The sequence below is a fragment of the Rosettibacter sp. KY25 genome (assembly GCF_057554405.1).
This window is the reverse complement of the sequence record NZ_BAAJAO010000010.1, coordinates 1-12,644: the sequence shown is the minus strand read 5'-3', so window position 1 is coordinate 12,644 and position 12,644 is coordinate 1. Positions and strand designations below refer to the sequence as shown.

Genomic DNA, 12,644 nt, shown 5'->3' with positions numbered 1-12,644 from the left:
ATCATAATTTCATTATCTCAAAAATAAAAGTGCAACTCCTCCTACAGCTAAAAAGGCTCCAGTGATTGCAATCCATGTTAATTTTTCTTTATAATAAAATTTTACAAGCGGCAGCATAATTATTGGAACTGTTGACATAAGTGTAGATGCAATCCCAACTTTTGTATGTGAAACAGAAATGAGACTGAATGTAATTCCAAAGAAAGGACCAATTACTGACCCAATCAAAGTATAAGTTAATGCTTTACTGTTATTTCTAAAAACTGCAAATGGATTTTTAATTTTTGTTATAAGAATAAATAATGGATACATTAAAACTACAGAAGAAAATATTCTAATAAATGCTGCAACAAAACCATTGATATCAGATTCATTAAAAGCATTTTTGGCAAAAATTAATCCTACAGCTTGACCAACAGCTCCCATCAACGCATAAAAAATTCCAGTATAATCAATTTTATAATTTGAAGTTGGTTTTTCCTGACGATTTAACACAACAATACTAATTCCAAAAATTGTTATTAGCATTCCAATTATTCCTATAAAAGAAATTTTTTCACCAAGAAAAATGAAAGCTAAAAGTGCAGAAATTCCCGGCACAGAAGCCATTATAAGCATGCTTAATCTTGCCCCAATATTTTGAAATGCTTTGAATAAAAATGTATCTCCTATTACAAGTCCAATTATTCCACTTAAAACTAAGTTAATAATTTGTGATGATGATAAATTAATCTCTATTTGGAAAATCAAAATTGTTAAAGCAAGACAAATTGTTGCTATGATTAATCTTGTTACATTAACATAAAATGAACCTACTCTTACAGAAGCTTCTGTAAATACAATTGAAGTTCCGGACCATAAAAGAGCTGTAATTAGTGCTGCAATTTCTCCTATCATTTATTTCCTCGAATTTCTGAATATCTATTTTTAACAATTTCCCACACATAATCTGTTGATAAAGCTTCCATAGCTTTTTTCTCATCTTCTTCTGAGTAATGTTCCAAATCAAGAGGTGATTTTATGTTCACATGCGAATCACCATAAGCTCCCCAATCAATTGGATGTGAAGAACCAAGTAAAGCTATGGTTGGAGTTTTTACCGCTACGGATACATTCATCGGACCAGTGCAATTTGAAAAAAACATGCTGCAGTTTTTTATCATTGCTGCAAGTCTGCCAATTGTTTCTGTCGATGCAGATATAATTGCTTTATCACCAATTTCTTTTGAAACATATTCAACTAACTTTTCTTCTCCTTTGCCCCAGGTTAATAAAATATTTGCATCAAAATTTTTTACAAGCCTTCTTCCAATTTCTGCAAATCTTTCTGGCATCCATGCTCGAATTGGTTTACTTGCCCCAGGGTGAATACAAATTGTATTTGTTTTTTCTAATTTATTTTTTTCAAAAAACAAATCAGCAAATCTTTGGTCTTCTTCTGAAATGTAGACTACAGGATTCTCATCAGAAACATTGCATCCAATTGCTTTCACAATATCAAGATTCCTATGAATTTCATGATATCTACCTTTTGGATGTCCCAATTTTAGCGTATACAATCTCATTAAATTTTTTGGACCACTACTAACTCTTTCTTTTGCTCCACTTAAGTATGTAATTAATGCTGCTCTTTCTGATGTCCATCTTAAGTTTATGCCTAAATCAAATTTTTTCTTTCGAAGTTTTAGAATAATTAATAATTGCTTAAATGCTGAATCTACAATTTTATTTCTATCAGTATTAATTATTATATGTTCATCAACTAAAAATTTTGGTGGAATAATTTGAGTCATAAGTTTATTTGTTAAAAGTGTAATGTGTGCGTGCGGAAAATTTTCTCTTACAGTTTTTATTGCAGAAGTACTTGCTACTAAATCTCCCAATGCACCCCATTTTATTATTAAAATATTCTTTACATTTTCTTTTACCATTGATTTAATATTTCTCCAATTTTATGATAAACTTGTTCAACTTCTATGCTGCTTAAGAAAGATTCATTTTCACTTTTAATTCTTTTCCCTAATAATGAATAATGTCCATCTTTTTGTGTATAAAAATTCCAGCAACTTGCATTATCATCTGGCATTAAAGCAAGAACTGGAGTTTTTAATGCTACAGCTAAATGACGGGTGCCTGTGTCATGTGTTAACAAAAGTGAAGATTTTTTAATTAATGCAGCCGTATTTAAAATGTTTTCCGAGTAATAAAATGCGATGTCATCAATTTCGTCTAAGATTGAATTGCAAATATGTAAATCGCTTGGTCCTGATATAAGTAAAATTTTTAAGCTGGTATTTTGTTTCAACATTTTTATTAAATCAACAAAATTTTCTCTTTTCCATATCTTAGATGGTTCACTTGCACCTGGGTGAATGCACAGAACTTTTCCTCCATTTAAAGAATTATTTATAAAAAATTCTTCAGCCCATTTAATTTCATTTTCTGAAATAAAAAATTCTGTTTCTTTTGATTTAATATTAACATGAAACGACTCAACAATTTTATTATAATAATCAATGTAACTAATTGTATCTTCCTGCACATCAACTTTTCTGTTAAATAAAAAAGAGAAGCTTTGCTTTCGCGGTGCAATTCTTATCTTTGCTTTTGAAAACCAGGATAATAAGGCAATTCTATCGCCTGGATGCAGAGCAATAACAACATCAAATTTTTCTTTTCTAATTTGAAAAATGAATTTGAAGCCTTCTATAATGTCTTTAAAATTTTTCTTTCCTTTAATTTGTGGATTAAAAGAAATTACTCGGTTAATGTTTGTATTATATCGAAAAACATCTTCAAATCCTTTTCGAACCATAACAATTATTTCAGCATTAGGATAGTTATTGCGAAGTGCTCTTAAAGCAGGAGTTGAAATAATTAAATCACCAAGATATTTGATATTAATAACGAGTATTTTCAAAATAAATTAACCAATAATTGCAATCGTAAATTTAAGAAAGAATTAATTTCTTTAATGAAAAATAAAAAAGGTCACTAAAATTTTAGTGACCTCGAACATTACGAAAAAATTTTTGAATTACATTTGATTCCGTTGTTCGCTGACAATTTTTTCTGTATCAAGTGCTATAACCAATTCTTCGTTAGTAGGAATTCTAAATACTTTCACTTTGGAATCATCTGCAGAAATTAAACATTCGCCTTCAACATTTTCATTTCGTTTTTCATCAAGTTTAATTCCCAGATATTCCATATTTGAACAAACTTCTTTACGAACCATTACAGAATTTTCGCCAATTCCTCCTGTAAATACCAGAGCATCCAAGCCATTCATTGCTGCTGTATAAGCTCCAATATATTTTTTAATTCGATAGTTAAAAACATCAAAAGCATTTTTTGCTTTTTTATTCCCTTCAAGAACAGCTTCTTCAATTTCGCGCATGTCGCTGCTTTCACCGCTTATTCCAATTAAGCCACTGTGTTTATTTAATAAAGTATTAGCTTCCGAAAGAGATAAACCTTCTTTTGCCATGATATAAAGAATAATCGAAGGGTCAATATCTCCACTTCTTGTTCCCATAATTAAACCTTCGAGAGGAGTAAAACCCATAGTTGTATCGATTGATTTTCCTCCCTCAACTGCAGCCATTGAACAACCATTTCCAAGATGAGCAGTAATAATTTTTAATTCTTCGATGGGTTTACCAATTAATTTTGCTGCTCTTTCTGAAACATAACGATGTGAAGTGCCATGGAAACCATAACGACGAATTTTATACTTTCGATAAAGTTCATAAGGTATTCCATAAAGATAAGCTCTTGGTGGCATTTTGACATGAAATGCTGTATCAAAGACACCAACTTGTGGTGTATTTGGCAGATGTTCTTTTGCTGCTAAAATTCCCTTAATATTTGGCGGATTATGAAGAGGTGCAAGTTCAATATTTTCTTTGATTGCATTCATAACTTCATTTGTAATTAAAACTGAGCCTGAGAATGTTTCGCCGCCATGAACCACACGATGTCCTACAGCATCAATTTCTTTTTTGTCTTTGATTACTCCATGATTAGGACTTAACAAAACAGCAATAACATATTCAATAGCAATTGTGTGGTCTAAAATTTCTCCAACAATTCTTATTTTCTCTTTTCCATAAGGAGTATGAGTTAAAACTGCGCTCGACATTCCAATTCTTTCAACCATCCCTTTTGCTAATGCAATTTGAGTAGATGTATCAATAAATTGATATTTAATAGAAGAACTTCCGCAATTAAGAACTAAAACTTTCATGTTATCTCCAATTTTTAAGAAATTATTTTACCTTCAGCGTCATATTTGAAGAAACCTTCGCCAGTTTTTTTACCTAATTTTCTTTCACGAACAAGTTTACGAAGAATTGGGCATGGTCTGTAACGAGGTTCTCCTAAACTATGCCATAAAGTTTCCATCCATGCAAGAACTTCATCAAGACCCATTGTATCAGCCATTTCAAGCGGACCCATCGGGAAATTATAACCAAGCTTCATTGCAGTATCAATATCTTTAGCTGATGCAATACCTTCAAGTAAGATATGCATTGCTTCGTTTAACAAAGGCACAATTGCTCTTGTTGTTACAAATCCAGGATATTCATAAACTTCAATAGGGGTTTTGCCAATTCGAGCTGCAAATTTTTTAATTATTTCTACTGTTTTATCAGAAGTATCAAGTGCACGAATTAGTTCAACAAGCGGAACTTTTGGAACAGGATTCAAAAAATGCATTCCAATTATTCTATCTTTTCTATTGGTTACTTCTGCAATTTTTGTAAGGCTTAGTGTAGAAGTGTTAGATATAAAAATTGTTTGTGGTTTTGCAATGGCATCTAATTCTTTAAAGATTCTTTGCTTTAATTCATAATTCTCGTCAACAGCTTCGATTACAAGGTCACATTCAGGAATATCATTTCTGTCTGTTGTCCATTTGATTCTTGAAAGAATAGATTTCATTTCACTTTGTGTCATTGCCCAGCGTGCAATTTCTCTTTCCATCGATGCTTTCAAACTCTCTTTGGACTTTTCAATTCTTTCTTCATCTTTTTCAATAATCACAACATCCAAACCAGCTGCAGAAATTGTGTGGGCAATTCCCTGTCCCATTACACCGCCGCCAATTATTGCGACATAATCAATTCTGTCATAATCCTCACTTCTTTGAACGCTGCCAAGTAAATCTTCCAGTTTTAATTTTTCTTCTGCCATAAAAACTTTTTCCTTTTATTTTAACAAAATTACAAAAAAAAGCCGTTTCATTTAGCAAAACCTATACCAGAAGAATTTCTAAATAATTAACTAAAATCGATTAGAGAATTTGAAATTTTTATTAAAAGTAAAAATTAGGAATCAATATTGAGAATTATCGATTAAGAAAAGTAATAAAATATGATGAGTTATAATTTTAATGTGGAAAATAAATTAAGAGCAGGGGAAAGATTTAATTTCTTCCCCTGCTTATAACTTTTTACTGCATATTTTTAACAATTTCTCTTGCGAAATCAGAGCAGCTTAATTCTGTAGCTCCTTTCATCAATCTTGCAAAATCATAAGTAACTGTTTTTGCTTTAATTGTTTTGCTCAATGCTTTTTCAATCAACTTTGCTGCTTTTTTCCAGCCAAGATAATTTAGCATCATAACCCCAGATAGGATAACTGAACCTGGATTAACTTTATCAAGACCAGCATATTTTGGTGCAGTTCCGTGAGTTGCTTCAAAGACAGCATGATAGTAACTCATGTTAGCACCCGGTGCAATTCCTAAACCTCCAACCTGTGCAGCACATGCATCGGATAAATAATCACCATTTAAATTTGGTGTGGCAATAACATCATATTCATCTGGTCTTAATAAAACTTGCTGGAACATACTATCTGCAATTCTGTCTTTAATCAAAATTTTACCTTCAGGAATTTTGCCGTCATAGGATTTCCATAATTCTTCTTCTGTAATTGTAATATCGCCAAAATATTTTTTTGCAGTTTCATAGCCCCATTCTTTGAACGACCCTTCTGTAAATTTCATAATATTTCCTTTATGAACCAGGGTTACACTTTTTCTTTTATTTTCAATTGCATATTCAATAGCTTTTTTCACTAGTCTTTCAGTACCAAACTGACTCATTGGTTTTATGCCAATTCCGGACCCTTTACGAATGTTTTTGTCAAACTTTTTGTTGATATAATTAATTAATGCTTCTGCTTCTATAGAATTGGCTTTAAATTCAATTCCTGCATAAACATCTTCAGTATTTTCACGAAAGATTACAACATCCAAATCTTTCGGGCGTTTGACTGGACTTGGCGTTCCTGAATAATATTTGACTGGTCTAACACATGCAAATAAGTCAAGTTCTTGTCGAAGCGTAACATTCAAACTTCTTATTCCACCACCTACAGGAGTAGTAAGTGGACCTTTGATAGCAACAATAAATTCTTTAATTGCTTCAAGGGTTTCTTTTGGAAGCCATTGATTTTTGCCATAAGTTTTTACTGCTTTCTCGCCAGCATAAATTTCCATCCAAACAATTTTCTTTTTTCCACCATAAGCTTTTTCTACAGCTGCATCAAAAACCATTTTAGATGCGAACCAGATATCTGGTCCAGTGCCATCACCTTCAATGAAAGGAATTATTGGATTATCAGGCACCGAAAGTTTTCCATCAGTAATTGTAATTTTTTCACCTTCAGATGGAACGATAATTTTTTTGTACTTAGCCATGAATACTCCAATTTTATTCACATTATAATTTTCTTAGTGGATATATCAACCAAATATCCAAACCAAAATTAATCAGAATAAATCAAAAACCAAATTGATGATTTTACAAAAATTTATAAAACTTTTTGAAGTGCCTGATAAACTTTTGCAAGCGGCAAACCTACTACATTGTAATAACATCCATTGATTTTTTTTATAAACACAGCTCCAAAATCATCCTGAATCCCATAAGCTCCTGCTTTATCCATCGGGCTTCCGCTTGAAATATATTTTTTAATTTCTTCATCGGTAATTTTTCTAAATGTAACTTCTGTTTTTTCGTAATCAACTATCTTTTTATTCTTTATAACATTACAAACTACAAAACCTGTGTAAACAGTATGTGTTTTCCCACTTAAGAGTTTCAAAATCCTGAATGCATCTTTTTCATCAATGGGTTTTCCAATTATTTTTTTATTCAAAACAACTATTGTATCTGCAGTAATTATAATTCCATCTCTTTTTCTTTTTAATGCCTCTTCAAATTTATAATTGGCAAGGCGCTTTACTGTAGCTGCGGGATGTTCTCCGTCAAATATTTCTTCATTAAGATTGACTGAGAATGCTTTGAAGTTAATACCAAGCTGTTTTAATAATTTTCTTCTTCGTGGTGATTTTGATGCGAGATAAACAGGCAAATTAATTTTCAACATTTTATAAAATCTTTTTGTGGAATTATGAACGGAATAAATGAGAAGTTATTTAACGGAATAATGCTTTTATGCTTCCCCACGTTCTCTTAACACTTGATACACTATGTGCAACTGAAACAGGAGCTGAATAAGTAACTGTTCCGTCATTGTCTACAATTTTTAATCTGTAAGTATAAACTGCATCAGAAGATTTAAATGCGGTTTGGTCTATAAATTCATAAGTTCTGTCGGCACGAGGTTCAATTCTTGCAATAGGAATGAATCCTCCTGATGCTGTTGCTCTTTCAATCACAAAATAATTTAGATTAGTTTCAGTAGAAGTTTTCCACTCAAGTATTACATTTCCATCTTTACTTGTTGCATTAAAATAAATTAATTGCGCCCCAGCGAAAATCACAGAGGAAATTATTGTGATTAGTAATATGTTGAATTTAATCTTCATCATAATTTTTACGTTGGCAATATATCTTAGAAAAATTTTTTTGTCAAGTAATTAAACTAAACTCTTTTGTATCCATCCCAATTTCCAAATAGAAATTTGAGAAATATAATTCCTGCATAAAGTAAAACATAAAATGGAAGTGCAAGCCATGCCCCAATTAAACCTAATTTTAGAATTACACCAAGAAAGAAAGCAATAGGCACAAATACAAACCAATTTGCAATTACTTCTGCCATCATTACAAAAAATGTTTTACCTGCAGCCTGCAGTCCATTAGCAAGCACAACACCAAATGAATAAAAAATCTGGCCAAATCCAGCAATTCTTAATGCAGGAACAGCTGTTTCAATAACTTTATAATCATTTGTTGTAAGAATTAAAACTGCTCTTGGGACAGAAATAAAAATAATTCCCACAAACAGAGTATAAATTGCTGCTATTTTGCTTGTTTCAAAACCATAATGTTTTGCAAGTTTAATATTTCCGCTTCCTAAACTATTTCCTACAAGAGTTTGAACTGCAATTCCAAAACCAAAGCAAGGCATAAGTGAAATTAATAATGAAGAGAAAACAATATTGCTTGCTGCTTGTTCAAGTGTGCCAATAAATCCTGTGATTGCAATAAAACTTAAGAATCCAATAAGAATAAAAATATTTTGAAGAGAGACAGGGAGAGAAATTTTAATGATGGAATTTGCAATATCTTTCACAAATTTGAAATTCCTGAAATATTTGTATCTATGTCGATATGTAGGAAGAAGTGAAACACCAAAATAAAAAAGTGCATCGCAAAAAGTTGCAAGAGTTGAACCTAAGCCCGCACCTGCCAATCCCATCCCTTTAATTCCAAATGCACCATAAATCAAAATGTAGTTAAAAATAATGTTAAGAAAATTTGCGAGCACACCTGAATACATGAAAATTTTTGTTTTGCCGATACCAAAATAAAACCCGCGATAAGATACAGTCATCAAAAAAAATGGGATACCTAAAAATCGATAATGCAAATATTCACCAGCATAAATTCCAACTTTTTTATCAACGGCAAAAAAATCTGCAATATCATTAGCAAAAAGAACTACGAGTAAACTGATGATTATTCCAATTAGAAGAGAAAGAAGTAATGATGTATTTAGAACTTTACCGCATTCCTCATAATCTTTTGCACCATACCTTCTTGCAATTAGAACATGAGTTCCAGTTGCAAGACTTGAAAAAAAACTTACAACTGCCCAAGTTGCAAGCACTCCAATGCCCATAGCAGCAAGGTAATATTTTGCATCTGGAAGGCGTCCAATCATTGCAGTGTCAACGAGTGATACAACCATTTGTGTTGACAAGCCTGCAATTGCAGGTAGTGCAAGCCTTAGAATATATTTATGGTCGTCATTAATAGAAAATAATTCCATGAAACTAAAATATTGAAATAAAATTTTTGATAAAACTTTTTTATTCTTCAAATAATTATTAATTCATTTTCAAAAAAGATTAATTGAAAAGTTAACATTTAATCTAAATTTTACTATTTTTCAAATGACAACGATAAAGCTAAGAGATAATGACAAAGCAAGAAGAGATAAAATATTTAATTCACACCTATGGAATTAAACTTAGTTACATTGCAGAAAAAATTGGAATAAAAACCCAGACATTGAATTACTTACTCAATGAGCATTATCCTTTTGATGATGAACTATACAAAAAAATAAAAGAGATAATTGACGATTATCAGTTCGAACTAAATTTATTTGATGAAGCTTATCAGGAAGATTTTGATTTATTCAATGAAGAAAATCAATTCAGTATTGGAGAACGGATTAGAATTTTTGCAAAGAAGAAATTTGGCAAGCTCAAAAAACTTGCCGATGCAATGAACATATCCCCTCAACAGCTTCAGCAGTATATTAGTGGCAAACGAGAACCCGGAGCAAAAATTTTAATAAAGCTCCTTAGACTTGGTTGCGATATAAACTGGCTTCTTGGCGGAAAAGAATCAATTGAGTCTTACAGAATTTATAAATTAGAAACAAGATTAAGAGAACTTGAACAAGCTGCAGAACAGATTTCTCAAATAATAAAAAAATTAGAATAATTTATTAGCTTTGTAATGCTTTACCATAATTAATCGTAAATGTTGTTCCCACTCCTTTTTTTGTTTCAAGATTAATTTTTGCTCTGTTCAAATCAACAAATTTTTTTACAAGTGCCAACCCCAATCCAACTCCATCATAGGCTCTTCCATAGCCCATTTCTTCCTGAACGTAAGGTTCGAATATATTCTTTAGATATTCTTTGCCTATTCCAATGCCTGTATCTTTCACGCTCACAATAATTTCATCATTTTCATTCTTATCAAGAATAACTTTCACATAACCTTTTTTTGTATACTTAATTGCATTATCAATCAAATTCGAGATTGTTTGAGTAAATGAGTATTCATCAAGATAAAGAAAAACTTCGCCGCAATTATTTTCAAAAGTAAAGTCGATATTTCTTACGGCTGCTGCGGATTTAAATTCTAGAAAAAGATTATTAATTATTGATGTTATATTAACCTTTTTCATTTCAACTGGAAATTCACCAATATGAAGTCTTGAATAATTTAAAATCATGTCCACAGTTCTAATAATTCTTCTGCTTGAGTTATCGATGCTCACAAAATATTGTTCTTCTTCTTCTCCAATATATTTTTCAAATGATTCTTTAATTAAACTTACCATACCAAGAATTCCATTCAATGGTGTTCTAATTTCATGAGAAATATTTGCAATAAATGCATCTTTGAGTTTGTTAGCAGATTCTGCTTTTTCTTTAGCTTCAACCAATTCATCATGAATTTTCTTTAGTTCAGTTATATCTTCAACTGTTCCATCATAATATAAAGTTTTACCATTTGCATCCCTTACTGCACGAGCACTTTCACGCACGTAGATTGTGCTTCCATCTTTTCTTTTCCATGCAGATTCTAAACCTCGAATTATTCCTTCTTTTTCTATTTTCTCAATAAATATTTTTCTTTCATAAGCAGGATGAAATCCTTCATAATTCAAATTTCTTTGACTCAATTCATTAAAAGATGAGTAACCAAGCATATTAATTAGTGTCTTATTTGCAAGTAAAATTTTGCCATCTGGGGTTGTTCTATAAAGTCCAATTGTAGAATTCTCATACAATGAACGAAATCTTTCTTCACTTTCTTGCAGTAGTTCATAAGCTTTTTTTCTTTCTGTAATATCTTCAGCTATTGATAAAATTGCAGTTCGACCATCAGGCAATTTAACTTTTCTTTCTACAAGATGAACCCAAATAGGCTGCTTCCCCTTTTTCAATGAAGTAATTTCCACATCAAGTATTTCTCCTGCAAGCAACCTCTTAATATTTTTTTCAACATGATTAATTTTATTTTCTGTTTGAAATTCTCTAACATTCATTTTTAGTAATTCATCTCGGCTATAGCCCATTATCTGGCAAAACTTTTTATTGACATCAATTATATTTCCATTTACATCTTCAAGAATAATTCCCACTGGAGAGGTTTCAAAAAGATTCATGTAAAGTTCAGCATTAAGATGAAATAGTTCTTCAGCTTTTTTCCTTTCTGATTCTTTCTTCAAAAAATCCAGTGCAAAAGAAATATCCAATGACATTTCTTTAAAAAGTTTTATTTCATCAGCATCAAAGAAATTTATTAATGATGAATACAGAGCTAAAATTCCTACAACTTTTTTTGAAATGATCAGCGGGAAAAACCCAATAGAGTTTATGTTAAATCTTTTATAAACCTCCCAATCAATTGTTTTATTAATGCTGTTAAGAATAACATATTTTTTACTTCTTTGAATTTTGTTGATTATCTTTTTGTAAGAACTTTCTTTCAATAAATTACTTTGTTTGTTAATAAAACTCCGTCTAAATCCTTTGCAAGCTGTAATTTCTAAATTGTCATTATTTATTAAACCAATCCAGCATAAAAGATTAGCTTTTTCATAAGAAAGTTTGCATATCTTTTCAAATAATTTTTTTTGTTCTTTAACTCTAACAATGGTCTGATTAACATCACTTAAAAATGAATAAAGCTTATTGAACTTCTCCATTTTTTCATTCATTAATATTTCGCGGGAAACATCTCTTGCAATTACAAGAACAGCATCTTTCCCGTTATATTTAATTTTATGCGAAGTGATATCTACAAAAATTATATTACCATTTTTTAATTGATGCCTCCATAATCCTGAATGCTGCAAAGCAGGTCTTTTCTTTTTTACATCTTGAAGAAGTCTCGGCACATCTTCTTTTGGTCTTATATCTTTTATTGTCATGCTTAAAAATTTTTTTCTTGAGTAACCATATTTATCGATTGCTGCATTATTCACTTCAAGAAATTTTAGAGTTTTTAAATCATAAATCCACATGGGCAGAGGATGATTCTTAAAAAGCAAATTAAATGTATATTCTGCTTGTGTACCGAAAGGCATATTACCCTCACAAAATTGTTGAGAGATGATAAATCATATTGTTCTTAATTTAATTTCAAAGAAAAACTAATTAATTAAAAAACAATACTCAAGAATTAAAATTGCTCTGGATTGCACGGGAAGGAGAACTATTACGAAATGAAAATTGTGGAGCTGAGGGGATTCGAACCCCTGACCTCTCCGATTGCATTGGAGCGCTCTCAACCCTGTGCTTTTGATATTAACTCTTCTATGTATTTCCTGCTTTTCTTCTTCTTAATTTCTTGTTCTCGATTAAATGCTTCCTTCTTTGTCTCATACTCTTCTACATAAACTAATTCCCA

General features: G+C 31.0%; 11 protein-coding genes. 1 reads left to right on the top strand and 10 read right to left on the bottom strand.

The features are described 5' to 3' along the window. Positions 1-12: 12 nt before the first annotated feature. From AC27L2_RS07615 to AC27L2_RS07575, 9 genes are all read right to left on the bottom strand, one after another. A complete protein-coding gene (locus AC27L2_RS07615; RefSeq protein WP_487211137.1) occupies positions 13-897 on the bottom strand; it encodes a DMT family transporter in 885 nt (294 codons plus the stop codon). After that, complete coding sequence (locus tag AC27L2_RS07610; protein ID WP_487211136.1) at positions 894-1,931, bottom strand: glycosyltransferase family 9 protein; 1,038 nt, start codon at positions 1,929-1,931, stop codon at positions 894-896. Before AC27L2_RS07610 ends, AC27L2_RS07615 begins: the two co-directional genes overlap by 4 nt. Then, on the bottom strand, positions 1,925-2,920 hold the full coding sequence (locus AC27L2_RS07605) for a glycosyltransferase family 9 protein (RefSeq protein WP_487211135.1): 996 nt from the start codon (positions 2,918-2,920) through the stop codon (positions 1,925-1,927). Before AC27L2_RS07605 ends, AC27L2_RS07610 begins: the two co-directional genes overlap by 7 nt. Positions 2,921-3,037: 117 nt before the next feature. Further along, positions 3,038-4,249, bottom strand: a complete 1,212-nt coding sequence (locus tag AC27L2_RS07600; protein WP_487211133.1) for an acetate/propionate family kinase — start codon at positions 4,247-4,249, stop codon at positions 3,038-3,040. Between the two features lie 14 nt (positions 4,250-4,263). Then, complete coding sequence (locus tag AC27L2_RS07595) at positions 4,264-5,199, bottom strand: 3-hydroxyacyl-CoA dehydrogenase family protein (RefSeq protein ID WP_487211132.1); 936 nt, start codon at positions 5,197-5,199, stop codon at positions 4,264-4,266. Positions 5,200-5,458: 259 nt separating this feature from the next. After that, positions 5,459-6,712, bottom strand: coding sequence for an isocitrate dehydrogenase (NADP(+)) (gene icd / locus AC27L2_RS07590; RefSeq protein ID WP_487211131.1), 1,254 nt, complete (start codon positions 6,710-6,712; stop codon positions 5,459-5,461). 113 nt (positions 6,713-6,825) lie between these two features. Further along, positions 6,826-7,404 (bottom strand): Maf family protein, encoded by a 579-nt coding sequence (locus AC27L2_RS07585; RefSeq protein WP_487211129.1) that lies wholly within the window; start codon positions 7,402-7,404, stop codon positions 6,826-6,828. A gap of 49 nt (positions 7,405-7,453) precedes the next feature. Beyond that, a complete protein-coding gene (locus tag AC27L2_RS07580) occupies positions 7,454-7,849 on the bottom strand; it encodes a hypothetical protein (protein ID WP_487211127.1) in 396 nt (131 codons plus the stop codon). 53 nt (positions 7,850-7,902) lie between these two features. Then, positions 7,903-9,306, bottom strand: a complete 1,404-nt coding sequence (locus tag AC27L2_RS07575) for an MATE family efflux transporter (protein ID WP_487211126.1) — start codon at positions 9,304-9,306, stop codon at positions 7,903-7,905. 98 nt (positions 9,307-9,404) lie between these two features. On the opposite strand from AC27L2_RS07575, the gene AC27L2_RS07570 reads away from it, so the two are divergent. Beyond that, complete coding sequence (locus AC27L2_RS07570) at positions 9,405-9,938, top strand: helix-turn-helix domain-containing protein (protein ID WP_487211124.1); 534 nt, start codon at positions 9,405-9,407, stop codon at positions 9,936-9,938. Positions 9,939-9,942: 4 nt separating this feature from the next. Here the strand turns inward: AC27L2_RS07570 and AC27L2_RS07565 are convergent, their stop codons facing one another. Then, positions 9,943-12,321, bottom strand: a complete 2,379-nt coding sequence (locus AC27L2_RS07565; protein ID WP_487211123.1) for a PAS domain S-box protein — start codon at positions 12,319-12,321, stop codon at positions 9,943-9,945. Positions 12,322-12,644: the final 323 nt, after the last annotated feature.

Excerpts from the sequence above, each read along its gene's own strand:
- AC27L2_RS07615 (WP_487211137.1), bottom strand. The coding sequence starts at position 897 with ATGATAGGAGAAATTGCAGCACTAATTACAGCTCTTTTATGGTCCGGA.
- AC27L2_RS07565 (WP_487211123.1), bottom strand. The coding sequence starts at position 12,321 with ATGCCTTTCGGTACACAAGCAGAATATACATTTAATTTGCTTTTTAAG.
- AC27L2_RS07610 (WP_487211136.1), bottom strand. The coding sequence starts at position 1,931 with ATGGTAAAAGAAAATGTAAAGAATATTTTAATAATAAAATGGGGTGCA.
- icd (WP_487211131.1), bottom strand. The coding sequence starts at position 6,712 with ATGGCTAAGTACAAAAAAATTATCGTTCCATCTGAAGGTGAAAAAATT.
- AC27L2_RS07580 (WP_487211127.1), bottom strand. The coding sequence starts at position 7,849 with ATGATGAAGATTAAATTCAACATATTACTAATCACAATAATTTCCTCT.
- AC27L2_RS07570 (WP_487211124.1), top strand. The coding sequence starts at position 9,405 with ATGACAAAGCAAGAAGAGATAAAATATTTAATTCACACCTATGGAATT.
- AC27L2_RS07585 (WP_487211129.1), bottom strand. The coding sequence starts at position 7,404 with ATGTTGAAAATTAATTTGCCTGTTTATCTCGCATCAAAATCACCACGA.
- AC27L2_RS07595 (WP_487211132.1), bottom strand. The coding sequence starts at position 5,199 with ATGGCAGAAGAAAAATTAAAACTGGAAGATTTACTTGGCAGCGTTCAA.
- AC27L2_RS07600 (WP_487211133.1), bottom strand. The coding sequence starts at position 4,249 with ATGAAAGTTTTAGTTCTTAATTGCGGAAGTTCTTCTATTAAATATCAA.